This is a genomic window from Synechococcus sp. A15-44 (assembly GCF_014280115.1).
In the GTDB taxonomy this organism is placed as follows: Bacteria; Cyanobacteriota; Cyanobacteriia; order PCC-6307; family Cyanobiaceae; genus Parasynechococcus.
Genome location: NZ_CP047938.1, coordinates 1,898,361 through 1,921,741 on the forward strand (window position 1 = coordinate 1,898,361; position 23,381 = coordinate 1,921,741).

The 23,381-nt window shown below is 63.1% G+C and carries 21 protein-coding genes, 1 tRNA gene and 2 pseudogenes; 16 read left to right on the top strand and 8 right to left on the bottom strand.

The window, feature by feature from the left end; all coding sequences use genetic code 11:
- Window positions 1-17: 17 nt before the first annotated feature.
- The 9 genes and pseudogenes from grrA to SynA1544_RS14830 form a co-directional block, all read left to right on the top strand.
- Complete coding sequence (gene grrA, locus SynA1544_RS10650) at window positions 18-419, top strand: GrrA/OscA1 family cyclophane-containing rSAM-modified RiPP (protein WP_186513534.1); 402 nt, start codon at window positions 18-20, stop codon at window positions 417-419.
- Complete coding sequence (gene grrM, locus SynA1544_RS10655) at window positions 416-1,603, top strand: cyclophane-forming radical SAM/SPASM peptide maturase GrrM/OscB (protein ID WP_186513535.1); 1,188 nt, start codon at window positions 416-418, stop codon at window positions 1,601-1,603. Before grrA ends, grrM begins: the two co-directional genes overlap by 4 nt.
- Before the next feature lie 11 nt (window positions 1,604-1,614).
- Window positions 1,615-2,074, top strand: a pseudogene (locus tag SynA1544_RS10660) (hypothetical protein).
- Between the two features lie 58 nt (window positions 2,075-2,132).
- The gene (locus tag SynA1544_RS10665) at window positions 2,133-2,390 is read left to right on the top strand and encodes a hypothetical protein (RefSeq protein ID WP_186513536.1); all 258 of its coding nucleotides are present in this window, start codon (window positions 2,133-2,135) and stop codon (window positions 2,388-2,390) included.
- Window positions 2,391-2,500: 110 nt separating this feature from the next.
- Window positions 2,501-2,968, top strand: a complete 468-nt coding sequence (gene rimP / locus SynA1544_RS10670; protein ID WP_186513537.1) for a ribosome maturation factor RimP — start codon at window positions 2,501-2,503, stop codon at window positions 2,966-2,968.
- Window positions 2,969-3,022: 54 nt separating this feature from the next.
- Complete coding sequence (nusA, locus tag SynA1544_RS10675) at window positions 3,023-4,474, top strand: transcription termination factor NusA (RefSeq protein ID WP_186513538.1); 1,452 nt, start codon at window positions 3,023-3,025, stop codon at window positions 4,472-4,474.
- Entirely contained in the window at window positions 4,471-4,749 is a 279-nt protein-coding gene (locus tag SynA1544_RS10680; RefSeq protein WP_114989435.1) for a YlxR family protein, read from the top strand. Before nusA ends, SynA1544_RS10680 begins: the two co-directional genes overlap by 4 nt.
- Before the next feature lie 69 nt (window positions 4,750-4,818).
- On the top strand, window positions 4,819-8,187 hold the full coding sequence (infB, locus tag SynA1544_RS10685) for a translation initiation factor IF-2 (RefSeq protein WP_186513542.1): 3,369 nt from the start codon (window positions 4,819-4,821) through the stop codon (window positions 8,185-8,187).
- A 14-nt stretch (window positions 8,188-8,201) separates the two neighbouring features.
- A pseudogene (locus SynA1544_RS14830) lies at window positions 8,202-8,762 on the top strand (low-complexity tail membrane protein); the annotation flags it as partial.
- 564 nt (window positions 8,763-9,326) lie between these two features.
- On the opposite strand, the gene SynA1544_RS10690 reads toward SynA1544_RS14830, so the two are convergent.
- A complete protein-coding gene (locus SynA1544_RS10690; protein ID WP_370594064.1) occupies window positions 9,327-9,599 on the bottom strand; it encodes a DUF3493 domain-containing protein in 273 nt (90 codons plus the stop codon).
- A gap of 43 nt (window positions 9,600-9,642) precedes the next feature.
- Between SynA1544_RS10690 and SynA1544_RS10695 the strand changes: the two genes are divergently transcribed.
- A tRNA-Thr gene (locus SynA1544_RS10695) sits at window positions 9,643-9,715 on the top strand.
- 43 nt (window positions 9,716-9,758) lie between these two features.
- Here SynA1544_RS10695 and SynA1544_RS10700 read toward each other — a convergent pair.
- The gene (locus tag SynA1544_RS10700) at window positions 9,759-10,847 is read right to left on the bottom strand and encodes a transporter substrate-binding domain-containing protein (protein WP_255477594.1); all 1,089 of its coding nucleotides are present in this window, start codon (window positions 10,845-10,847) and stop codon (window positions 9,759-9,761) included.
- A complete protein-coding gene (locus tag SynA1544_RS10705) occupies window positions 10,844-11,815 on the bottom strand; it encodes a hypothetical protein (RefSeq protein ID WP_255477595.1) in 972 nt (323 codons plus the stop codon). Before SynA1544_RS10705 ends, SynA1544_RS10700 begins: the two co-directional genes overlap by 4 nt.
- 250 nt (window positions 11,816-12,065) lie before the next feature.
- Between SynA1544_RS10705 and SynA1544_RS10710 the strand changes: the two genes are divergently transcribed.
- The 4 genes from SynA1544_RS10710 (at window position 12,066) to SynA1544_RS10725 (ending at window position 16,492) form a co-directional block, all read left to right on the top strand.
- Entirely contained in the window at window positions 12,066-12,692 is a 627-nt protein-coding gene (locus tag SynA1544_RS10710; protein WP_186513544.1) for a succinate dehydrogenase cytochrome b subunit, read from the top strand.
- Entirely contained in the window at window positions 12,689-14,608 is a 1,920-nt protein-coding gene (locus tag SynA1544_RS10715; RefSeq protein ID WP_186513546.1) for a fumarate reductase/succinate dehydrogenase flavoprotein subunit, read from the top strand. The genes SynA1544_RS10710 and SynA1544_RS10715 overlap by 4 nt, the downstream gene beginning before the upstream one ends.
- Window positions 14,605-15,333, top strand: a complete 729-nt coding sequence (locus tag SynA1544_RS10720) for a succinate dehydrogenase/fumarate reductase iron-sulfur subunit (RefSeq protein ID WP_186513548.1) — start codon at window positions 14,605-14,607, stop codon at window positions 15,331-15,333. The genes SynA1544_RS10715 and SynA1544_RS10720 overlap by 4 nt, the downstream gene beginning before the upstream one ends.
- A gap of 379 nt (window positions 15,334-15,712) precedes the next feature.
- The gene (locus tag SynA1544_RS10725; RefSeq protein ID WP_186513550.1) at window positions 15,713-16,492 is read left to right on the top strand and encodes a prohibitin family protein; all 780 of its coding nucleotides are present in this window, start codon (window positions 15,713-15,715) and stop codon (window positions 16,490-16,492) included.
- Window positions 16,493-16,501: 9 nt separating this feature from the next.
- Here SynA1544_RS10725 and SynA1544_RS10730 read toward each other — a convergent pair whose 3' ends face one another.
- The 4 genes from SynA1544_RS10730 to SynA1544_RS10745 all read right to left on the bottom strand — a co-directional run bounded on the left by SynA1544_RS10730 (window position 16,502) and on the right by SynA1544_RS10745 (window position 19,280).
- Window positions 16,502-16,771 (bottom strand): hypothetical protein, encoded by a 270-nt coding sequence (locus tag SynA1544_RS10730; RefSeq protein ID WP_255477596.1) that lies wholly within the window; start codon window positions 16,769-16,771, stop codon window positions 16,502-16,504.
- Window positions 16,772-17,247: 476 nt separating this feature from the next.
- Complete coding sequence (gene gluQRS / locus SynA1544_RS10735; RefSeq protein ID WP_186513552.1) at window positions 17,248-18,129, bottom strand: tRNA glutamyl-Q(34) synthetase GluQRS; 882 nt, start codon at window positions 18,127-18,129, stop codon at window positions 17,248-17,250.
- A gap of 82 nt (window positions 18,130-18,211) precedes the next feature.
- Entirely contained in the window at window positions 18,212-18,487 is a 276-nt protein-coding gene (locus SynA1544_RS10740; protein WP_006850925.1) for an HU family DNA-binding protein, read from the bottom strand.
- Window positions 18,488-18,620: 133 nt separating this feature from the next.
- On the bottom strand, window positions 18,621-19,280 hold the full coding sequence (locus tag SynA1544_RS10745; protein ID WP_186513553.1) for an MBL fold metallo-hydrolase: 660 nt from the start codon (window positions 19,278-19,280) through the stop codon (window positions 18,621-18,623).
- A 41-nt stretch (window positions 19,281-19,321) separates the two neighbouring features.
- Here SynA1544_RS10745 and SynA1544_RS10750 point away from each other — a divergent pair, with 41 nt between their 5' ends.
- Window positions 19,322-21,427 (top strand): glycogen-debranching protein, encoded by a 2,106-nt coding sequence (locus SynA1544_RS10750; protein ID WP_186513555.1) that lies wholly within the window; start codon window positions 19,322-19,324, stop codon window positions 21,425-21,427.
- Window positions 21,428-22,363: 936 nt separating this feature from the next.
- On the opposite strand, the gene SynA1544_RS10755 is transcribed toward SynA1544_RS10750, so the two are convergent.
- Window positions 22,364-22,615, bottom strand: coding sequence for a hypothetical protein (locus SynA1544_RS10755; RefSeq protein ID WP_186513556.1), 252 nt, complete (start codon window positions 22,613-22,615; stop codon window positions 22,364-22,366).
- A gap of 37 nt (window positions 22,616-22,652) precedes the next feature.
- Here SynA1544_RS10755 and SynA1544_RS10760 point away from each other — a divergent pair, with 37 nt between their 5' ends.
- Complete coding sequence (locus tag SynA1544_RS10760) at window positions 22,653-23,036, top strand: hypothetical protein (RefSeq protein ID WP_255477597.1); 384 nt, start codon at window positions 22,653-22,655, stop codon at window positions 23,034-23,036.
- The last annotated feature ends 345 nt before the right edge of the window (window positions 23,037-23,381 follow it).

Genomic DNA, 23,381 nt, shown 5'->3' on the forward strand with positions numbered 1-23,381 from the left:
TCTATCCACCAACAGCCATGAAGCGTTCACTGATTGCTTTTCAAGCACTGCTGGCCTCCAGCGCCGTGCTTTGCCAAACCGCTGAAGCCAGCTCCACCTACACCGCTCCAGAGCAGCTGACCGGCCCGGCCAAAGCCAACAGCATCGAAGCCCGGATCGAAGCGGTGCGGAACACCGACTGGGGCAGCCTGCTTCAGGATCCTGAGATCGAAGGTGAGCTGGTTGCCAAGAGCAAGTGGGGCAACGGCAAGGGCAAGAAATTCGGCAACAGCTACGGCAAAGGCAAATGGGGCAACGGCAAGAGCGGCAACAAGTGGAGCAATAGCCGCAACACCTGGGGCAACGGTCGCTACTACGGCGGCTGGCGCAACGGTGGCGGTGCCTGGGGCAACGGTGGCGGCGGCTTCGTCAACTGGTGATCGTTTCCTCTCCCAACGTCGGGCCCGACCTCAACCGGTTCGGGCCCATCGGCCTCGTGGTTGTGCAGTCCACCTCGCTGTGCAACCTCGATTGCTCGTATTGCTATCTGCCGGACCGGCAGAAGAAGCGGGTCTTTGACCTTGATCTGCTGCCCTTGCTGATGCAGCGGATTCTGGAAAGCCCCTATGCCGGGCCGGAAATTGCCTTGGTGTGGCACGCCGGGGAGCCACTCACCCTGCCCACCAGTTGGTATGACGAAGCGACGGTGATTCTTCACCGCAGTCTGGAGCAATTCAACGCCCAGGGGCTGGATTTCACCCAGCACGTGCAGACCAACGCCACGTTGATCAATGACGCGTGGTGCGACTGCTTCCGGCGCAACAAGATTGTGGTGGGCATCAGTGTGGATGGCCCGGAGGACATCCACGACGCCCACCGGCGCTTCCGCAACGGGCGCGGCTCCCACGCCATGGCGATGAAGGGGATTGAAGCCCTGCATCGCAACGATGTGCCCTTCCACTGCATCTCGGTGGTGACCGCCGATGCCATGGAGCAACCGGAGCGGATGTACCGCTTCTTCCGCGACAACGGCATCAACGACGTGGGTTTCAACGTTGAGGAGCAGGAGGGGCTCAACACCAGCTCCTCAATGCAGGGCTCTGCAATGGAGGAGAAGTACCGCGACTTCCTTCGGGCCTTCTGGCGGCTCAGCGAGCAGGACGGCTATCGCGTGGTGCTGCGCGAATTCGAGCAGGTGATCAGCCTGATCCAAGGCAATGCGCGGATGACCCAGAACGAGCTGAATCGCCCGTTCTCGATCCTCAGCGTTGATTGGGAGGGCAATTTCTCCACCTTCGACCCTGAGCTGCTTTCAGTGGTCAGCGACCGCTACGGCAGCTTCAACCTCGGCAATCTGAAAGATCTGTCGCTGGTGGAGTCCACCCACACCGATCAGTTCCGTCGCCTTCTTGCCGACATGAGCAGCGGCGTGGACACCTGCCAAAAGAGCTGCGAATACTTCGGCCTCTGCGGCGGAGGCAACGGCAGCAACAAATTCTGGGAACACGGCACCCTCGCCTCCAGCGAAACCAACGCCTGCCGCTTCGGCACCCAGATCCCCACGCAAGTGTTGCTGGAGCGATTCGAAGAAGGGCCTCCCCTGACTCCCCTCACACCCCATTAATTTCGTTGCCCATGCGCTCCCTTGCTGTTCTGCCGGCCTTAGGCCTGCTGCTCATCCCAGTCCAGGCCCAGGCCGCCTGCAGTTTTCTGCCCCCAGTGGGTGGCGGCGACCCGATTGTGAAAAAAGGTTGAGCGTCCCAAGGGACTAATTGGCAAAGCCATCGGCCGCACCAACTGGAACACCGATTTCGTGGTGGATCAGCCCTACCGCAGTTTCAAGCTGTTTTTCACCGCCGATTCCAGCGACCCCAGCAGCTATCCCATTCAGGCCTTCCTCAAATTCAGCGACGGCAGCAACAGCAAGGTGGCCGATGAACAACTGCAGCCGCCCGTGGGCACCGGCCGGATGTTCGGCCCCTTCCCGCAGGTGCCGGGCAAGAGCATCAGCCAGGTGAATTTCAGAATCGGCGCCAACAACGACCCGGCAGCCACCGGATTCAGCTACAGGATCTCCGTTCAGGGCTTCCACTGATCACACAGCGGCTCTTGCGTCCACTGCTTAAGGTCGGGCGGTTTTGTGAGCTTCACCCTTGAGCGAAACCGCCGCTTCACAACGCTGTGAGCTCTGCCAGGTCGTGATCGAAGATCGCCCTGGCCTTCCCGATGTGGTGACGTTCAGCAATGGCCCCCAGGGCAGCCGCAGCAAACTCTGGAGCCGCGTCTGCCAGTACGTGACCGATCCGGAGCGTCGACGCCTCTGCATCAATCAGGATTCCGACGGGCGCGGCGCTGAACAGCCGGGCGACGCCTTTCCCGATGCACCAGCCATCGATCTGGGCAAAAGCTGACGGCGGGCGGACGGTCCCGTACATTGAAGGAGTGTCCGACGGGCATCTCCCTGCGGGAGATCGGTCACAACTGAAATGCACGTCGGGCCGACGTCCGCCCTCAGTTCGCGTTGCCTCATCCTCTGCTTCCGAATCTCGAAACGCTGGTCACCGATGTGGCCGCCAGCAAAGGCTTTGCCCTTTGCGGCATCCAGCTGCTCACCCACATGAGCCCGATGACCCTGGAAGTGCAGATCCGCCACAGCAGTGGAGCGGATGTGAGCCTTGATGACTGCGCCGGTTTCAGTGGCGTGCTGGGGGATGCCCTTGAGGCCTCCACCATGCTCACTGACGCGTATGTTCTGGAGATCAGCAGTCCCGGCATCGGCGACCAGCTGTCCAGTGATCGCGACTTTGAAACCTTCCGTGGGTTCCCCGTGGAGGTTCATCACCGCGACAAGGACGACAGCGAGCAACGCCTGGATGGCCTCTTGCTCGAACGCGACGCCGACACGCTGCAGATCAACATTCGCGGGCGTATCAAACGGATTCCCCGGGATTGCGTGATCGGTGTCCGCCTCACGAGTCCAGGCAGCTGAACCCAGCGTTCACTCCCCTGCAACCGCCCCCTTCTTTTCTCCTAACCCGACGCGATGGCTCTCGTCCTGCTTCCCGGCCTCAGCAACCTGATCGACGACATCAGTGAAGAGAAGAAGCTGCCTCCCCAGGTGGTGGAAGCGGCCCTGCGGGAGGCCCTGCTGAAGGGCTATGAGCGCTACCGGCGCACCCTGTACATCGGCATCAGCGAAGACCCCTTTGATGAGGAGTACTTCAGCAACTTTGACGTTGGCCTCGACCTTGAGGAGGAGGGCTACCGGGTTCTCGCCAGCAAGATCATTGTTGATGAGGTGGAGAGCGAAGACCACCAGATCGCGATCGCCGAGGTGAGGCAGGTGGCCGATGACGCCCAGGTGGGCGACACGGTGGTGCTGGATGTCACCCCAGAGAAAGAGGACTTCGGCCGGATGGCCGCCGCCACCACCAAGCAGGTGCTGGCCCAGAAGCTGCGTGATCAGCAGCGCCGCATGATCCAGGAGGAATTCGCTGATCTGGAGGATCCGGTGCTGACGGCCCGGGTGATCCGCTTCGAGCGCCAATCGGTGATCATGGCTGTCAGCTCAGGCCTCGGCCGTCCGGAAGTGGAGGCTGAACTCCCCCGGCGCGATCAACTGCCCAACGACAACTACCGCGCCAACGCCACCTTCAAGGTGTTTCTGAAAGAGGTGAGCGAAGTGCCCCGCCGGGGACCGCAGCTGTTCGTCAGCCGCTCCAATGCCGGTTTGGTGGTCTACCTGTTCGAGAACGAAGTCCCCGAAATTCAGGAAGGGTCCGTTCGGATCGTGGCCGTGGCCCGTGAGGCCAATCCCCCCTCCCGTTCCGTGGGCCCCCGCACCAAGGTGGCCGTCGACAGCATCGAACGCGAGGTGGATCCCGTCGGCGCCTGCATCGGCGCCCGCGGCTCCCGCATTCAGCAGGTGGTGAACGAACTGCGTGGTGAAAAAATCGACGTGATCCGCTGGTCGCAGGATCCGGGCCAGTACATCGCCAACTCCCTCAGCCCCGCTCGGGTGGAAATGGTGCGCCTGGTGGATCCCGTGGGCCAGCACGCCCACGTGCTGGTGCCCCCCGATCAGCTGAGCCTGGCCATCGGCCGCGAAGGCCAGAACGTGCGTTTGGCCGCCCGACTCACCGGCTGGAAGATCGACATCAAGAACTCCACCGAATACGACCAAGAGGCTGAGGATGCCGTGGTGGCAGAGCTGATCTCCCAGCGGGAGGAGGAGGAAGCCCTCCAGCAGCAAGCCGAAGAACGGCTGGCCGCTGAACAGGCCGCTCGGGCGGAAGAGGATGCACGCCTGCGGGAGCTGTATCCGCTGCCCGAAGACGAAGAGGAGTACAGCGAGGAGCAGGCCGAGCAGGAGTTCTCTGAGGAGGAACCCGCTGAGGTGGAAGCCGGCAGCGAAACCGAGTTCGATGCCGAGGCTGAAAGCACGGACGCAGCGGCTGAGGCTGATGCCGAGCCCGATCAGGAGCAGGTCCGGTGAGTGACCGCCCCGTCCTGCGTCGCTGCGTGGCCTGCCGCCAGCTCTTGGATCGCCGCCAACTCTGGAGGGTGATCCGCGACCATCAGGACGGAGTTCTCCTCGATAAGGGGATGGGCCGTTCGGCCTATCTCTGCCGCGAGGAGAACTGCCTTGAGGAGGCGACCCGTCGCAAGCGTCTGCAGAAAGCCCTGCGTTGTCAGGTGCCCGAAACAGTGCTTGCGGTGTTGAAACAGCGGCTTAACCAAAGCGTTGGTGAATCCGCTGAGGCAGACTGAACATTGGCCCCACCTTGTGCGAGGCCACCGCGGCATTCCATGCCCGGACCGATCGGAGACCCGAACTGAATGACCAGCAGCGGCAAAGTCAGAATTTACGAGCTGTCCAAGGACCTCGGCCTTGAGAACAAGGACGTGCTGGATGCGGCTGAAAAGCTGTCGATCGCTGCGAAGAGCCACAGCAGCTCGATCAGTGACGCTGAAGCCGGAAAGATCCGTTCGCTCCTCGGCAAAGGCGGGAATGGTGCAAAACCCGCTGCCGCGGCGCCTGCCAAGCCCGCAGTTGGCAAGGCCATCCTCTCGGTGAAGAAAGCAGCCCCCGCCGCGCCAAGCAAGCCCGCCCCAGCGGCGAGCAAACCGGTCGCCAAGCCTGTGGCTGCCAAGCCTGTGGCTGCCAAGCCCGTGGTCGCCAAACCCGTGGCGGCTGCCAAACCGCAGGCGGCCCCGAAGCCTCCCGCAGCGGCCACGCCCAAACCGGTGATCAGCAATCCAGCGGCTGCACCGGTGAAAGCCTCAGCAGCACCGGCGCGGCCCGCCGCTCCTCAGAAACCCCCCGCAGCCCCAGCGCGACCGACGGCGGCAAAACCCGTGCCGCGGCCTGCCGCGGCCAAGCCGCAGGTTGTCAGCAAGCCGACTGCAGGCAAACCGGAACTGGTGAGCAAGCCCACGGCTGCTGCCAAACCCACCGCACCCACGCCGCGGCCCACAACCGCTCGCCCGACGCCACGCCCCGCAGGTGCTGGAAGCCCAGCGCGGCCCACCCCTGGCCAGGGTCAGCCCAAGCCACAGATCATCCGCGCAGGCGCTCCATCTCGGCCAGGTGCACCCACCCGTGCCGGTGCCCCCACAAAGCCTGGAGCACCCTCACGGCCCACTCCTAGGCCTGAACTGGTCGGCAAACCTGTGCCCCGTCGTCCTGCTGGCACCGGCGTGCCTCAACGCCAGGGTAGTCCCAGCCGTCCGGGAGCCCCAACCCGCCAGGGTCGCCCCGGGATGCCTCCCCGCAGCGGCAACACCCTGGAACTGGTCGGCAAGCCAATTCGTCGCGATGGAAGCACCACCGGTAGCGGTCGTCCGGGCGCACCCACCCGGCCGGGAGCCCCTGGACGCCCCGGCATGCCCGCTGGAATGCGCAAACCAGCAGCTCCCGGTGAGCTGATGCAGCTGCAGAAGCCTGTCGGCAGGCCAACAGCAGCGGCACCCCGTCGTCCCGATGCACCCACCAAAGCCGGTGCAGCTGCAGGAACGGCCACCCCGCCCGTGGCGCGTCCAAACGCCCCCTCGGCACCCCGCCGCCCCAACTTCCGCCCAGGCGGTCCTGGTGGTCAACGGCGGCCCGGCCGGCCCGACTGGGATGACAGCGCACGGCTCGATGCTCTGCGCAGCCGCTCGCCGCAGAAGCAGCGCCAGAAGGTCCACATCATCGGCGAGAACGACGACTCCCTGGCGGCACAGACCGGCGGCTTCGCCGGTGAACAGGAGAACATGGTTCTCTCGGCGAGCCTGGCGCGTCCCGCCAAGCCGAAGTCGCAGCAGCGCACCGCACCCAAGCCGGTGGCGGCGATGCGCAAGCGCAAGAAGGAAACCGCCCGTCAGCGTCAGCGCCGGCGTGCCATGGAGCTGCGGGCAGCCCGGGAAGCCAAGCAGGTGCGTCCCGAAATGATCGTGGTGCCGGAGGACAACCTCACGGTGCAGGAACTGGCGGACATGCTGAGCGTCGAAAGCTCAGAGATCATCAAATCCCTGTTCTTCAAAGGGATCATCGCCACGGTCACCCAGACCCTGGACATGCCCACGATCGAGGCCGTCGCCGACGAATTCGGTGTGCCGGTGCTGCAGGACGACGTGGAGGAGGCGGCCAAGAAGACCGTCGAGATGATCGAAGAGGCCGACAAGGCTCACCTGATCCGACGTCCGCCCGTGGTCACTGTCATGGGCCACGTCGACCATGGCAAAACCAGCCTGCTGGATGCCATCCGTCAGGCCCGCGTCGCTGCGGGTGAGGCTGGCGGCATCACCCAGCACATCGGTGCGTATCAGGTTGAGATCGAGCACAACAACGAGCAGCGCAAGCTCACTTTCCTGGACACACCGGGCCACGAAGCCTTCACGGCCATGCGAGCCCGCGGCACCAAGGTGACCGACGTGGCTGTGCTGGTGGTGGCTGCTGATGACGGCGTCCGCCCCCAGACCCTGGAAGCCATCAGCCACGCCCGGGCCGCTGAAGTGCCGATCGTGGTGGCGATCAACAAGATCGACAAGGAAGGTTCATCGCCCGAGCGGGTGAAGCAGGAGCTGTCTGAGCAAAACCTGCTGGCAGAAGACTGGGGCGGCGATGTGGTGATGGTGCCGGTGAGCGCCATCAAGGGCGAAAACATCGACAAGCTGCTGGAGATGCTGCTGCTGGTCACCGAAGTGGAAGACCTGCAGGCCAACCCGGATCGTCTGGCCCGCGGCACCGTGATCGAGGCCCACCTCGATAAGGCCAAAGGCCCCGTGGCCACGCTGCTGGTGCAGAACGGCACCCTCAAGACGGGCGACGTCGTCGCCGCTGGTCCGGTGCTGGGCAAGGTGCGCGCCATGGTGGACGACAACCGTCAACGCCTCAAGGAAGCGGGCCCCTCCTTTGCTGTGGAGGCCCTGGGCTTCAGCGAAGTACCCACCGCCGGTGACGAGTTCGAGGTGTACCCCGACGAGAAATCGGCCCGGGCCGTGGTGGGCGATCGCGCCTCCGATGCCCGTGCCACCCGTCTTGCTCAGCAGATGGCGTCACGACGTGTCTCGCTCACGGCCATGTCCGGCCAGGCCAATGACGGTGAGCTGAAGGAACTCAACCTGATTCTCAAGGCCGACGTTCAAGGCTCCGTGGAAGCCATCCTCGGATCGCTCGAGCAGCTGCCCAAGGATGAGGTGCAGGTGCGGGTGCTGCTGTCGGCACCTGGCGAGATCACCGAAACCGACGTCGACCTGGCCGCCGCCTCCGGCGCGGTGATCGTGGGCTTCAACACCTCCATGGCCTCCGGCGCCAAGAAAGCGGCGGATGCCACCGGGGTGGATGTGCGCGACTATGACGTGATCTACAAGCTGCTGGAAGACATCCAGTTGGCGATGGAAGGTCTGCTGGAGCCGGAACTGGTGGAGGAAGCCCTGGGCGAAGCCGAGGTGCGCGCCGTCTTCACCATCGGCAAGAGCGCCGTGGCCGGCTGTTATGTCACCACCGGCAAGCTGCATCGCAACTGCCGGGTGCGGGTGCGCCGCGGAAAACAGGTGGTCTACGAGGGCGACCTCGACTCCCTGCGTCGCAACAAGGACGACGTCAAGGAAGTGGCCACGGGCTTCGAATGCGGTGTCGGCACCGATCGGTTCGCCAACTGGGAAGAAGGCGATCGCATTGAAGCCTTCAAAATGGTCACCCAACGCCGCAAACTCACCACCTGACCCCGCAAGCGATCGTGCAGCCCCGCAGCGAGCCCCTGCTCTGGCTTCAATGCCTGGCCCTTGGAGCCATTCCCCTGGAGCTGCTGCTGATCCGCCTTGTTCTGGCCGGCGCGGATCCGGGTCCTGTTCCCGGAGTAGAGCGAGTTCTGATCTGGGGGGTGGGGGTCCTGGCCCCAGCCGTCGCGTTGTGGCGACGGCCCGCCGACTGGGGCTCACTGCTGTTCGTGCGTCAGCCGCTGGCCAGCCGCAACAGCGATCAACTTCGCATCAGTGCATCCCAAGCCGGCTTGATCAGCCGCGCCGCTGTGGTGATCACCGCAGTGGTCCTGCTGCCCGTGCTCTGGTGGATGGACGATTCAGCGGTGCTGGCGAGTGAATTTTCCCCGGTGTCGGGACAATCCCGTCTGGTCACCCTGTTGCTGGTCAGCCCATTGCTGGCCTTGATGGTGTGGCAGGTGCAGCAGCTGATTCAAGCCGCAGCGCTGTTGCTTGGATCACCAGCAACCGTCGCCCCTGCCGATTCGGCTTTTCGTGCTGATGCTCTGGCAACGCAACGCACCAGCCTGGGCCTGCAGTTGCTCAACCTCCCTGGCCTGGAGTGGCCGGAGCCTGTAGTGGAGCCGATCAAGCAAGAGCCCAACCAGGCCATCGGGGTGGAAGACAGCACGGATCAAGCCACTACTGATCAAGCCAGCACTGACAACGAAGCACCTGACAACGAAGCACCCGACGGGGAAAGTTCAGCCGACAATCCGGTGACGGCTGCAGTGTCTGACGAAGCTGATTCCGAAACAGCTCCTGAGCCCGTCGTTGCCGAAGCTCGAGCTAACGACGAGTCGTCTAGTGACGCTGAAGAGGCTGCTCCAACACCCGATCAGGACGCCGATGAGGCCATGGACGTGGAAGACGAGGAAGACACCACGCCGGAACCGGACGACAGAACTGAAGACGTCAACACCGCCGACATCAGCCCTGACAGCGAAGAGCCAGACGGCAAACGTACAGCCATCAACACCGCGACGGCTGAAGAGTCTGATGACGTCGAGTCCGAAGCGCTGGAACCCGTCGAGGCAGAGGATCAAGACGACATGTCGGAAGACGACGACGCTGAAGACATCCGTGCGGTTGATGCCGACGAATCAAGCGTCGCTGCTGCTGTCCCTGTTGCGGTCGAACCAGAGCAGACCTGTGAAGAGCAGGAGAGCACCCCCTTGGATGCCGAAGTCAGCCAGATCGACGGTGTCGCCGGCGGAAGCACGGAAAGCCATCGTGAACAGGCCGAGTCCAGCGGAGGCAAAGAGAGCGAACCAGACGAGCCGTCTGAGCCCACGCCAAGGGGTCTGTGATTCCTTGAGCAACCGTTCCCGTAGGGCGGGATCCAGGCCAGATTTGGGGCGGGGAGTATCGGGCAAACGTCCAAGTTGGATTCAGAGCAAATGTTAAATTGCTTGTGACGCCGATGTAGCTCAGCCGGTAGAGCAACGCTTTCGTAAAGCGTGGGTCGCCTGTTCAAGTCAGGTCATCGGCTTTTTAAGCAGCGGCGTGTTGAATCAGCAGGATTCAGTGCGCGTCTAATTAACACATAGCCGCTTCAATCCCGAAGACGAGCAGAGATCATTCCCGCTGGTGATCCTTCCACTGAGAAGATCATTCCAGGGAACAATCCAGTGGTCTGGATTCACATCAGCCAACACGTCACCCGCCTCAGGATTCTGAAGTACCAGGATCCTTCGCGACCGCAGTTTGAGCTGGCGCCTTAACCAGGGCGTCATGATCGCTTCTTCAACAAGGCGCTGGTACGAGCCATCGGCGATCACCCGTTCAAAACCGGTCTGAATCGCGGCTGCCAGCTCCGTGTTCTCTGGAGCCACATAGAAGAAACCCGCAAAGGGATAAACAATCAACAGATGGGGATCCAGCAGCATCTGCGGGTACAACGACCTCACCACGGAAGCCTCCGCTTCAAGTTCCGCCACACCGCGGGGGAACAACTGCACCCGGTTGTCATTCACCAAGCGCAGCAATTTTTCCGACCGGGCGGTGTAGGTGCGCAACCCAGCACGATCGAAAATTTCAACATCGCTCCAGCCCAGTCCTTGCACCAAAACGATGCCTTGGAGGTCCTGAAGGCTGCGGATCGTTTGCAGTTCGGCCAGGGATGCCTGATTGGTCCATCCTGCCCGCAGCCCGAGGATTCCACCCGTCACCGGAATGGGCACCGCCCGCAGACGACGGTTCAACTCAGGGCCGGCACCGTAAACACCAACCGAGAGCCGCAGAGGGTTCCGCCGACCCGGCTTCTGCCCTTCCGCGAGCGCTGCAATCGCCTCATCCTGCGGCTGAACGGCAGAGCTGAAACCCAGGGCAAATGGTGTACTGCTGCGCTCCAGCACCAGCTTCAGCAGGCGAAAGCGAAAGTCGTTCTGATCCTGACCGAGGCGTCGATCCAACACCACGGGAAGCGTGCCTTGCGGCAGCGCTGCAACTTCATCGGCAGTGAGAACATATCGATCGGGCAGCAGCTCGCGGCGTTCCGACAGCCGGGGCTGAATCGACAGGGCTCCCAGAGCCAGGAGGACCAGCGTCAAGAACGACGTCAAAAGAGCCCCCAGCCCCTTGGTCTGCGACTCCGTCATCTCGGTGCGGGATGGTTCAGTCACGGAATGATCATGAAAATGGCGAGCAGCGTGATGCCCACATAGCTGGGCAACAGCAGCACGCGCAACACCTGGGAAACGCGCTCGTTGAGAACAATCAGATGGCTGTCAATCAACTCATCAGCCGCCACCACATACAAAATCCCCAGGAAAATAATCAGCTGCAGATTGCCGATGAAGCCCGCCATGGCTGTGACCGGCAGCTTCCCAGCGATGTAGACAAAATTGCCCCCCGCTGACACCACAGCAGCCAGGATCAGATCATCCCGGCTGTGGGTAATCAGCAAACTCATGCAGCACAACCCGATCGCGAGCATGTAGCCGAGAAAATCAGGTGCCACGAACAGGAGACTGCGGCGCTGGATCAGCAGATCAAGCGACACGGCCGGTTGACGACGAAGCACCTCTCCATCCATCAACGGGCGCCCAAGATCACTCATCAGGCTGATGCTGGAGGCATAGGCACCGGGCTGCTTCAAGATCCAGCCCGGCAACACCAGACCGGGAGACACAGCAAAGGGATCCGGTTCAGCAACATCCAGATTCACGGACGCCAGCGGATCAGCCAGACCGATCTGGATGTGCAGAATTTGGTCGTCGAAGGGATAGCGCTGCAGCCGCCAGCGTTTGACCACGGCCGAGCGCACCCGATAAAGCGTCCAAGACCCGGCTTCAGTTTGCTCATGGCTGACCCGCTCAAACCGCTGAATGTCGCCGTCATAAATCCCATTCAGGATCATCAGCTGATCACTGGGATCGGCCTGCGGATCACCAGCCCAGGTGGTCCAGAGCAACATCTCCACAGAGAACTGGTCCTGCAGGAGATCGATATCGCTGATGTTGGTGACGTAGGCGCCGATCCGAAGCGGCGGCCCTGCTGGTTCCACCCGCTCCACCGGAGCCGACCCCCAGTCGATCGGAGTGGGCCTCGGGTCGACATCGGCCTTGGCGCTCCATCCCAACTGCGCCATCGACAGGCTGAGCGCGCAGGCCAGAGCAACCCAGACAAGCCGCCATGTCCAACGACGGGACCTCAGCCTCACGCCAGCCAGCGTTCACAACCTCCCCACGATGACAAGGTTGAACGACGGCGACCAGCACGGAACCAGCCTTTTCCACGATCTGAATACGATTGGACTGGGAATCAATGACGACCCTGATGTCGAAACAACGCGTCGATCGCAGGTATCGTCCCAGCCGAAATCCTGTGGCCTGGGGTTCATGCAGGATCCAACCTTGATGCGCATTGGCTCGGCCATCAGCGGGTTGCTGCTGGTGCTGTTTCTGGTGGTTCATCTGGCCGGTTTGTTGCCCGCGCTGATGGCACCGGTGCAGTTCGAGCACTACGCCACGGCCCTGCATCACCAGCCATGGCTGCCGGTGTTGGAGGTCGGCCTGGCCGCCACCGCAGCCGTGCATCTGAGCTGCACCATCGCCAAAACGCTGCAGAATCGGCGCGCTGGAAACACGTCTGCGCTGCGTAGCCGTCGCGGTCAACCGCTCGAGGCACTTGCCAGCCGAAGCAAGCTGGTTGCTGGCCTCATCACATTGGGGTTTCTCACCCTGCACCTGCAGCAACTGCGTTGGCCACGGCCGGCTGACGGTCTGGAGCGAGAGGTGCTGCTGCAGGTGCTGCTGCAGCCGATCAACCTGGTGGTTTATGCCGCCGGCAGCCTGGCCATTGGCCTGCATCTGCTCCACGGCGCGGAAGCAGCCCACCGCAACCTGGGTCTGCTCAACCCGACCAACGGCCCCAGCATCCGCTGGGGAGGTCGCCTTTTGGCGTCGGGAATCGGGGGAGGCTTCCTGCTGATCAGCCTGGGACTGGCCCTTGGAGGGTTGGCATGACAAAGGGCTTGCCTGATCCAAGGATTCCCACCGGGCCGCTCGCCGATGCCTGGCGACGGACCCGCGAAGGACTGCCGCTGATCAGCCCTCTGCGCAAAGGGCAGATGGACGTGCTCGTGGTGGGCACCGGCCTGGCGGGAGCTTCCGCCGCGGCGACTCTGGCCCAACAGGGCTACCGGGTCACGGTGCTCAGCTTTCACGACAGCCCGCGGCGTGCCCATTCGGTGGCGGCCCAGGGAGGCATCAATGCCGCACGTTCTGTGGCGGTGGATGGCGACAGCGTCAGCCGCCTGTTCGCCGACACCATCAAAGGAGGCGACTTCCGCGCCCGGGAAGCGGGCTGCCAGCGGCTGGCGGAAATCAGCAGCGGCATCATCGATCAATGCGTGGCCCAGGGGGTGCCGTTCGCGCGCGAATACGGCGGCAGCCTGGCCACCCGCAGTTTTGGCGGGGCCCTGGTGAGCCGCACCTTCTATGCCCGGGGGCAGACCGGCCAGCAATTGCTCTATGGCGCTTACCAGGCCTTGATGCGCCAGGTGGAGCTGGGCCGCGTTCAACTGCTCACCCGCCGGGACGTGCTCGAACTGATCACCGTGGATGGGGTGGCCCGTGGCGTGGTGGCGCGCCATCTGCTGAGTGGTGAGCTGGAGGTGCACACCGCCCGCACCGTTCTGCTCTGCACCGGCGGTTACAGCAACGTCTACTTCCTCTCCACCAACGCACTGAAGTCGAACACCAGTGCGATCTGGAGGGCCCACCGCAAAGGGGCGCTGTTCGCCAATCCCTGCTTCACCCAGATCCATCCCACCTGCATTCCCAGTGGCGATGTCTTCCAGAGCAAGCTGACACTGATGAGCGAAAGCCTGCGCAACGACGGGCGGGTCTGGCTGCCCAAGAACCCCGGCGAGACGCGCCAACCCGATGCGATACCGGAAGAGGAACGCGACTATTTCCTCGAGAGGCTTTATCCCACCTACGGCAACATGACGCCGCGGGACGTCGCCTCCAGGCGGGCCAGAGAACTCTGCAACGCGGGGCGGGGTGTAGGCCCAGGAGGGCGGTCGGTGTACCTCGACCTCACCGATGCCATCAGAGCCGAAGGCAAAGACGCCATTGCCGCCCGCTACGGCAACTTGATGACGATGTACGAGCGCATCAGCGGCGATGACCCCTACACCAAGCCGATGCGGATCTATCCGGCCCCCCACTACACAATGGGTGGCCTCTGGGTGGACTACCACCTGATGAGTTCGATCCCTGGCCTGTTTGTTCTGGGGGAAGCGAACTACTCCGAACATGGCGCCAACCGCCTGGGCGCCAGCGCCCTGATGCAAGGGCTCGCCGATGGCTACTTCATTGCGCCGTCCACGGTCACGGCCTGGCTGGCGGGCAACCCGGCGCAGGATGTAGCCGCCGATCACCCGGCCTGCCGCGAGGCCTTGGAGAGCACCCGCCGCCGCATCAGCCAATTGATCAACAGCGCAGGCAGCACCCCAGTGGACAGCTTCCATCGCGAGCTGGGCAGCGTGATGATCGATCGCTGCGGCATCAGCCGCCATGCCGATGGTCTGCGGCAGGGGCTGGCCCAGGTGAAGGCGCTCGAACAGCGGTTTGAGGCCGAGGTGCGGGTGCCCGGCGAAGCCAGCGGCCCCAATGCCGAGCTGGAGAAAGCCCTGCGGGTGAAGGACTTCTTCGGGCTGGCTCAGCTGATGCTGCGGGATGCCCTGACCCGGGAGGAGTCGTGCGGCGCCCACTTCCGCGAGGAACACCAAAGTGACGAGGGCGAAGCCCAGCGGGACGACGTCAACTTCGCTCACATCGCCGCCTGGGAACACAAGGACGACGGTGAGCCGATCCGCCACAGCGAACCGCTGCAGTTCACCGCGCTGCAACCCAGCACCCGGAGCTACAAATGAAACTCACCCTGCGCATCTGGCGGCAACGCAGCGCCGACCAACCCGGTGAATACCAGAGCCATCGGCTGGAGAATGTCTCCCCCGACCTCTCGCTGCTGGAGGCCCTTGATCAGATCAACGAGCAACTGATCAGCACCGGAGAACGGCCGGTGAGCTTCGATCACGACTGCCGCGAAGGCATCTGCGGCAGCTGCGGCTTCCTGGTGAACGGCCAGGCCCATGGCCCTCGGGCCGCCACCTCCGCATGCCAGCTCTACCTGCGGGAATTCGACGATGGCGCGGTGCTGACCCTGGAGCCCTGGCGAGCCACGGCCTTCCCTCCGATCCAGGATCTGATGGTGGACCGCTCGGCCTTTGACCGACTGATCGCGGCGGGCGGCTACTGCTCAACCGGCACAGGCCAGGCCCCGGATGGCAACGCCTTGCCCGTTGGGCGTGAGCAGGCCACCAGCGCCTTCAGCACAGCAACCTGCATTGGTTGTGGCGCCTGCGTCGCCAGCTGCCGCAATGCTTCGGCAAGCCTGTTCGTGGCCGCCAAGCTGGCTCATCTTGGTCAGCTGCCGCAGGGGCAGCCGGAACGGACCAGCCGTGCCGACGCGATGCAACGCCAGATGGAGGCCGAGGGCTTCGGCAGCTGCAGCAGCAATCTCGAATGTGAGGCGGTCTGTCCCCAGGAGATTTCTGCTGACTGGATCAGCTGGATGCACCGTGAGCGCAGACGCTGAAGCCGCATGAACAGCTTGAGCCGTGCTGGCCTGATCATCCTTCTGATCCTGGCGGTTGCCACCGGGATTGGCTCAACAACACGGCCTGGCGCAATCGACGCCTGATCTGGCAACTGCAGGCCGCCGTCATCGCTGGAGGCGTTGGCTTCATCGCTGGCCGCATCACCGCTGGCAACGAATGACGTGAACACCCTCAACGCCGGAAGGTGAAGTGATGTTGATCAACGATTCCATTTTTTAACGACTCGGAGCCACGAAAACTCTCGATCAGCGACCCGAGGAAAATCGCAGCATCTCCAGCCCAGACATCATCAGAATTTTTTTTCGCATCACTAACGCGCCATCACTACTGTTTGAAGCATCGATTCAGGCCAGGAGCATGCAATCCAAGTCCCAACCGGAGCAGATCACCAAAACAGTGGTGGGCGTGACCACGGTTTTCATTGGAGGCATTGCTCTGCTTTCCAGCGTGTTTGTTGTTCCCGCTGGTGAAGTTGGCGTGGTCACCACCCTTGGCAAAGTCTCCAACACCCCAAGAGAGCCGGGGTTGAACCTCAAACTTCCGTTCATTCAGTCGACTCATAATTTCAGCGTCAGAACGCAGGTCATCCCCGAAAAATTCTCAACGCTCACCAAAGACCTGCAGGTGATTGAAGCGACAGCCACGGTGAAATATGCAGTGAAGCCCGGTGAAGCACCCAGGATCTACAGCACGATTGCCACCGACGATTCCGCAATCTATGCAAGGGTTATTCAGCCATCGCTGCTGAAATCCCTGAAGTCGGTGTTCTCAAAATATGAACTCGATACGATTGCCACCGACTGGAACAATATCTCCACGCTTGTTCAAGAAAGCGTTTCCAATGAACTGAGCAAATTCGACTATGTGGCCGTTAAAGGCCTGGACATCACGGGCCTGAAGATCGCCGAGGAATACCGGGCAGCGATCGAGCAAAAGCAGATCGCTCAACAGCAGCTTCTGCGCGCCAAAACAGAAGTTCAGATCGCCGAGCAAGAAGCCCTGAAGTTTCAGACCTTGACCCGGTCTTTGAATGACAGCGTCCTCTACAAGCTGTTCCTCGACAAGTGGGACGGGCAAACCAAAGTGGTTCCTCCCATTCGCGGGGGCAGCACACCGCCGGTGATTGTGGGCCAATAACGGGGCGCTTCAGAGCCCAGCGCAGCCGCGGATGGCCGCCTGCAGGTCAGCCATGGCCTGAACGCCGCGGCCGGCCTCCAACTGCTGCATCACCAGATCCGCCTGGACACCCAGCAGCAGGGTCTGGCATGGGTAGGCACTGCGGGCGGAGGCTTGTCGCTGCAGCGCCTCCGCCTCGATCAAGGCTTGTTCACAGAGCTGAAGATGGCTGTGCTCAAGGCAGCGCTGAGCACGGACCTGGAAAGCGGCCAGAGGCGATGCCCTCACCCCAGGGGCCATCACACCAAGAATGAGCAGGACTGTGACGGAGCGCGCGAGCAGGGCACAGGGGGGCGATTTGCTGAGATGATGCCTCAACTTCGACCCATCGCCCCGCCGTGTACACCGACTGGACTGCCATTGCCCTGCTGCTGTTCACTGCGGTGCCGCTGTTGATCGTGGTGGCAACGGCCACCTACTTCGTGATCCAGAACGACCAGAAGACTCCCCTCGGCTGAGGGTCAAGCCAGGGGCCGGGTTGGACAGCTGAGTTTGGCCAGGCCAGGGGTGTTCAGGGGCTGGTGGTTCAGCGGTGCCGATTGCACCGCTGAACTGATTTGACCCGTTCCAAGACAGACGATGCAGGTTCGGAAGCGATCTCCCGACACCCGCTGCATCCCACTACCACCACAAATGGTGCACGTGCACATGATCCAAGGGATCTGACGATGAATTCAGTGTGGGTCGAAAACCCACGCCTGATCCCGAAGTGTTCCTTAAGAAATCACTGCATTGATTGCCTGCTGCGTCAAGTGTTCGAGCAACTCTGTTGCACTGAGACGCGCCTCAGGGGCCACCAGCTGAAGACCTGAGGCCAAACGACCAATCACCGCAGCCGCATCCAGCCCCTCGTCACGCAAGGGTTTTAAGCCTGCACTGGCCTCACGCTTGGAGAGTTTCTGGCCGCTGGCATCACAGAGCAGCGGGCCATGGCGGAAGCGGGGCGCAGCTTCACCCAGGGCCGCAAAGATGCTGCGCTGGGCGGGCAGGGCCTCGCGCAGGTCCGCACCACGCACCACATCGTTGATGCCGAAACTGAGTTCGTCGATCACGGTGGCAAGCTGATAGGCGATGAAGCCATCGGCTCGCCGCAGCACCACATCGCCGCTGCCATGGGGATCGTCGTCGGCAACCCGAAGTCGCCAACTGGGGAGCCGCTGCTGCTGCCAGCCCCAGTGGTGCCCAGCCGTCCGGCAGACGCCGGGGTAGATCGGCTGATCGGCAAGCTGCCTTCGGGAGCAGCGACAGGCGAACAACCATCCGGATCGGCGCAACCACGACAACCAGGAGTGGTAGACGCCACGCCGCTCGCTTTGCAGCAGCACCGGCCCATCCCATTCCAGACCCAGCCAGCGCAAATCGCTTTGGATCGCCTCGATCGCACCGGCGCGGTTGCGCGGCGTATCAAGGTCATCGATGCGCAGCAACCAGGCCCCACCGGCTTGACGCGCTGCCAGCCACGAGAGCAGGGCCGTCTGCAGGTTGCCCAGATGGAGCAGCCCCGTGGGCGACGGCGCGAAACGGCCGCGGTAGCCACCGCTGGCAGCGAGTGCGCGACCCGCCTCAAGCTGGTGCTGCAGATGCTCTGGAAGAGCCATCACCAGAAACAGCCATCATCTGAAACAGCCATCAAAAAAGGCGACCGACTGGGCCGCCCGGAGAACGAGGTTGAGGCGCTGATCAGCCCTGAACGCGATCCTTGAACATCTTGCCGGCGGTGAAGGCGGGAACACGCTTGGCGGGAATCGCGATCTTCTCGCCGGTCTTGGGGTTCAGACCCTGACGGGCGGAACGTTCACGGGGTTCAAAGGAACCGAAACCGAGGATGGACACCTTCTTGCCTTCCACCACAGAGTCGATGATCGTGTCGATAGCGGCGTCGACAACCATGGAAACGTCGGTCTTGGTGAGCTCGGTGCGAGCAGCCACCAGATTCACCAGATCAGCTTTGTTCATTGGTTCGAGAGAGTCGGGGGGCGGGAGACGGCTCAGATACGGCGTCGTGGGCTCGCCGCTGCCTTCCCCAAGCGGCTCAATCGTATGGAGAGCAACCGGTTGCTGCAAGCGAAACGTGTTGTGCCGCAACGCTTTAGCAGTTGTCTGCGGCATCGCTCCAACCGCTGAAGGGCACGAGCCGCTCCCCACGCAAGGCACCAAGCGCAGCCCCAGACAGCAGTTGAGGACTGGCATCTAAAGGAATCCAGTCCCTGAGTTTGGCCAGACTGTTCAGCTGCCTGGGCCAGTGAAAGGTGCGGGCATGGCGCATCGGTGCGAGCCGACCGGGCGCCCATGGCGTCAGCAAACGCCCGCAGAACAACAGGTCTTTTGGTGGCGGAGCGAACACCACACAGCTTCCCGGCGTCGGACCCGGCGTCCACAACAGCCGCAAACCACTGGCGGTGGTGTGGTCCTCAGAGAAGGTTTCCAACGGCTCCACATTGGGCAAGAGATAGGCCTCCTGCTCCTGCACAAGCACGGGCCAGCCCAGGCGCTCCTGCACCCGACGCAGGCGCCCATGGCTTTCACGGCTGGTGAGCAGGATCCTCGGGCTGCGGGTTCCCGCCAGCTGACGCAGAGCAGTGAGGCTGGCCTCCGTCAACGGCGGACAGTCGACCAGCACGGGCTCGGGGTCCAGATCCAGCCACCAGGAACTGCCGCCCTGGCTGTCGCGGTTGGGCGGAAACAGCCAGAGGTCGTCTCGCAGCTGCTGCGGCGGCCGACCGGCCTCAAGTGTGGTGGTCATCGCCATTGGTTCAAAACAATGGACCAAACCACTAGTTTGAAGTCGAGATGCCCCAACGGGCTTTGAATGGCATTCACCCCGGTTCTCCCTGGCCCCTGGGCAGCAGCCTCACCAGGCGGGGGGTGAATTTCGTGCTGGCGGCCCCCGGGGCCGACCGAATTGAGTTGCTGCTCTACAGCAACAGCAACGACCGCAGCCCGGAACGGGTGATCGAACTGGATGTTCGACGTCACCGCTCGGGCCACTACTGGCACGTGGAGGTGGAAGGAGTCGGCGAAGGCTGCTGTTATGGCTACCGCGTCTTCGGGCCACTGGCACCAGGGGGCCATGGCTTCCGCCCCTCCAAGGTGTTGCTCGACCCCGCCGCCCGCGCCATCAGCGGCTGGGACGTCTACGACCGGGTGCTGGCCACCGGCCCCTCACCCAATGCCCATGCCTGCCTCAAGGCGGTGGTGTGCGAGAGGGATCTGTTTGATTTCCAGGCCCATCCGCGCCCACGCCATAGCTGGCAACGCACGGTGATCTACGAGCTGCACGTGGGGGGCTTCACCCGCCGCGAGGATGCCGGAGTTGCTGCAGCGCACCGCGGCACCTACCTCGGGTTGATTGAGAAGCTGCCCTACCTCAAGGAACTGGGTATCACGGCGGTGGAGCTGTTGCCGGTGTTCTGCTTCGACCCGGCCGATGCGCCCCCGGGCCGCGACAACGTGTGGGGGTACAGCCCCCTGAGCTGGTTCACACCCCACCACGGCTACTGCAGCAGTAGCGATCCGTTGCAGGCCCGCCATGAGGTGCGCCAACTGGTGGCCGCCTGCCATGACGCCGGCATCGAAGTGCTGCTGGATGTGGTCTACAACCACACCACCGAGGGCAACCGCCATGGCCCCACCCTGAGCTGGCGGGGTTGTGCCGACAACGTCTATTACCACCAAAACGAGGACGGCGATTATCAGGATGTGAGCGGCTGCGGCAACTCGATCGCCGCCAATGCGCCGATCAGCACCCAGCTGATCCTCGAGTCGATGCGCTGCTGGGCCCTGGAACTGGGGGTGGATGGCTTCCGCTTCGATCTGGGCATTGCCCTGAGCCGCGGCGACCAGCTCAAACCCCTGAATGAGCCGCCCCTGTTCGCGGCGATGGAGGCCGATCCACAGCTGAGTGACCTCAAATTGGTGAGCGAACCGTGGGACTGCGGGGGTCTTTATCGGCTGGACGACTTCCCCGCCAAGCGGATCGGCACCTGGAACGGCCATTTCCGCGACGGGGTGCGGCGCTTCTGGAAAGGGGACGACCACAGCACCTGGAGCCTGGCCCAGCGGTTCAAGGGCAGTCCCGATCTCTATGACGGCAAGCCCGTGGCCCTGGGGCGTTCGGTGAACTTCATCACCGCCCACGACGGCTTCACCCTGGCGGATCTGGTGAGCTACAACCGCAAGCACAACCTGGCCAACGGCGAAGACAACCGCGACGGCGAGAACCACAACAACAGCTGGAACCACGGCATCGAAGGCCCCAGCAGCAACCCCCTGGTGCAAAGCCTGCGGCGGCGGCAGCAACGCAACCTGCTCAGCTCGCTGTTGCTGGCCCGTGGCGTGCCGATGCTGCTGATGGGCGATGAAGTGGGCCGCAGCCAAGGGGGTAACAACAACAGTTGGTGCCAGAACAGCCCCCTGGGCTGGATGGTCTGGAATGAAGACCAGTGCGACCTGGAGCTGAAGCAATTTCTGCAGCGGCTGCTGCGGCTGCGCCAGGCCCTGCCGCAACTGTTCAATCCGCTGGTGCCGCCACGGGAAAGCAACCGCAAATCAGCGGAACAACCATCGGAGCAGCGCAGCGATCTCTGGCGTCAATGGCACGGGGTGAGCCTGGCCAAACCGGATTGGGCGGCCTGGAGCCGCACCACGGCCACCAGCCTCCACAGCGGCAGCCGCGGGGCCCTGCTGTGGATGGGCTTCAACGCCTACAAGGAAAGTCTCAGTTTTGAGCTACCGGTTCCCGCCTCCCCCTGGACGCGGGTGATCGACACCTCGTTGCCCAGTCCCAAGGATTTCCCAGCCGAGCCAGCCAGCTTCAGCGGTGTGGAGATTCCGCTGCAGAGCCGGAGCTTCGTGCTGTTGCTCGCCGAAGAGGAAACCTCGAACCTGCGGCTGTGATCGGAGCGGGTGACGGGAATCGAACCCGTGTCATCAGCTTGGAGGGCTGAGTCATAAATCGCCCAGTCTCATTGCTAGAACTGACTTCTCAACAAGGAAAATGCCGCATGTGAGATGTTTGGTGAGATGTTTTGCCTCCGGCAGCCGGTCAAGGCTGGGGGCGCCCGGGGGGCATGCCCGTCATGCCGCAGGCACGCGAGACGAAAGCGGGACATGCGAGAGGCAAGTGCAAAGTCGCCCCTTATTCAGGGAAACGGCCGCTTCGCTGAATAAGGATCCGGCGAATTCAAGGTTCACTCAAAATGGTCGGCAGATACGGCTTGAACGACCCACGCAGCTTTCACCTCGCTGCGCTCCATGACGCAAGGCTGAGCAGACACCGCAGGACTCCGTATCGATCTGCAGAGCGCACCTATCGGTGCGACAGCGGCCGTCCTTCAGCGTGCCACGGCTGCGCCGTGGCTTGCAGCGGCCAGCCGGGCATTCAGGCGTGAATCTGGTGGTCTTGCTTATCAATTTTCAATGCTGCCGGCTGATCAGCTTGCCAGGCGTCAATCCATTGCGCCGCAGCCACTCTGATCGGTTCTTAGTGCATTTGAACTGCTAGAATAAGGTCAGCGCCAAAGGCCCCGAGCCCATCGCCTGCGGCAATGAATTTCTCGGACAACTTGCCCCGTTTGTTTGCTCTGTAGCCCATGAGCTTGTCCTCTGCTGCAGTGGCCCAGGCCGCTGCATTGCCTCTTCCTGGCCTCCTGCCGCCGCCGGCGTTGGCCCATCGCTCGGTCGTCATCGTCGCTGGCGGTGGTCGTGATCTCATCTGGCCTCAGGCGCGCATCGACTCTGCTCTGCTTCAGCGCAGCGGGGGCCGGCCTGTCCATCTGCTGCTCCATGGCAGCGCGGCTGGCGCGTCCAGTCGCTCGCCGCTGATTGGCGCCGTTATGGCCGCCGTGCTGGGCCCATCCGCAATCGGCGCCTGCTCGAGCAGGCCCTGGTCGAGGCCCAGGCCCACACCTCCCCAGCGTTCAGCGCCTCGGTGCTGGTGATCGCCTTCCCCGGTGGGGCAGGCACGGCCTCGCTGGTGCAACAGGCCCGCCACTGCTCCTCCCGCTCGCCGGTGCCGGTGGTGGTGATGGAAGTGCCGCCGCCGTTCTCGCCGAAGCCCCTCGCCGCCTGAGCGGCATACGCCACCCCGTTCCTTTTGTTCCTCGTTTCCATTCGCATCCCCATGGCTGTCCTCACTGCTCCCGCCGCGCCTCTCTCCCCATCTCTCCCCCAGGCCGCCGGGCCGTCCTGCTCCCTGCAGCGTTCCGGCTCCCTCTGGCAGCTGGGCATCGAGGCCCAGGAGCTCACCACCGCCATCGGCCTGCTGGCCCAGCGCCTCGAAAGCGATGAACCAGATGATCGCCAGCAGGCCCTGGCCGAGCTGGAGGCCACCCTCCTTGCAGAAGAGGGCAACAAGGCCGCCAAGGCCGATGCCACCTGCTGGGTGATCGAACACCTGCGCGGTCAGGCCGGTGACTTTCAGGAAAGGTGTCACTTCTGGGCTGCCGTTCAGGCGGCCTGCATCAAGGCTAGCTGCCCTGGTTCATTGAGTTCATCCGTCGGCTGATTGATCCAGACGACCTCCGGTTGACGCCAGCACCTGGTTGACCTTGACCATCGCCTTGGATGGCGGTGGCGGGCTCGTTCGTAGACCACACCGCGGTGCCGGCTGATCTCCACGGCCTGGCCATCGTGACGCGGTGTTGGTGGTTGTACCAGTCGACGAACTCGGCGACCCACTGACACGCCTGTTCTTTGGTGGCAAATGGTTTGCGGGGGTAATCAGGTCGATACTGTCCGCTCCGCGGGACTTCGTCTACACCGTCCTGAACAGGGATTCCGAGTACGGGGTGTCGTTGGAGACCCGGGGCCGAGAGAAGGATCTGAGGACGCCCAGTTCTTCCAAGCGGCT

Coding starts and splice junctions, on each gene's coding strand:
- grrA (WP_186513534.1), top strand. CDS start 18: ATGAAGCGTTCACTGATTGCTTTTCAAGCACTGCTGGCCTCCAGCGCC.
- nusA (WP_186513538.1), top strand. CDS start 3,023: ATGGCTCTCGTCCTGCTTCCCGGCCTCAGCAACCTGATCGACGACATC.
- infB (WP_186513542.1), top strand. CDS start 4,819: ATGACCAGCAGCGGCAAAGTCAGAATTTACGAGCTGTCCAAGGACCTC.
- SynA1544_RS10705 (WP_255477595.1), bottom strand. CDS start 11,815: ATGGCGCAGTTGGGATGGAGCGCCAAGGCCGATGTCGACCCGAGGCCC.
- SynA1544_RS10710 (WP_186513544.1), top strand. CDS start 12,066: ATGCAGGATCCAACCTTGATGCGCATTGGCTCGGCCATCAGCGGGTTG.
- SynA1544_RS10715 (WP_186513546.1), top strand. CDS start 12,689: ATGACAAAGGGCTTGCCTGATCCAAGGATTCCCACCGGGCCGCTCGCC.
- SynA1544_RS10720 (WP_186513548.1), top strand. CDS start 14,605: ATGAAACTCACCCTGCGCATCTGGCGGCAACGCAGCGCCGACCAACCC.
- SynA1544_RS10725 (WP_186513550.1), top strand. CDS start 15,713: ATGCAATCCAAGTCCCAACCGGAGCAGATCACCAAAACAGTGGTGGGC.
- SynA1544_RS10730 (WP_255477596.1), bottom strand. CDS start 16,771: ATGGCCCCTGGGGTGAGGGCATCGCCTCTGGCCGCTTTCCAGGTCCGT.
- gluQRS (WP_186513552.1), bottom strand. CDS start 18,129: ATGGCTCTTCCAGAGCATCTGCAGCACCAGCTTGAGGCGGGTCGCGCA.
- SynA1544_RS10740 (WP_006850925.1), bottom strand. CDS start 18,487: ATGAACAAAGCTGATCTGGTGAATCTGGTGGCTGCTCGCACCGAGCTC.
- SynA1544_RS10745 (WP_186513553.1), bottom strand. CDS start 19,280: ATGGCGATGACCACCACACTTGAGGCCGGTCGGCCGCCGCAGCAGCTG.
- SynA1544_RS10750 (WP_186513555.1), top strand. CDS start 19,322: ATGCCCCAACGGGCTTTGAATGGCATTCACCCCGGTTCTCCCTGGCCC.
- SynA1544_RS10760 (WP_255477597.1), top strand. CDS start 22,653: ATGGCTGTCCTCACTGCTCCCGCCGCGCCTCTCTCCCCATCTCTCCCC.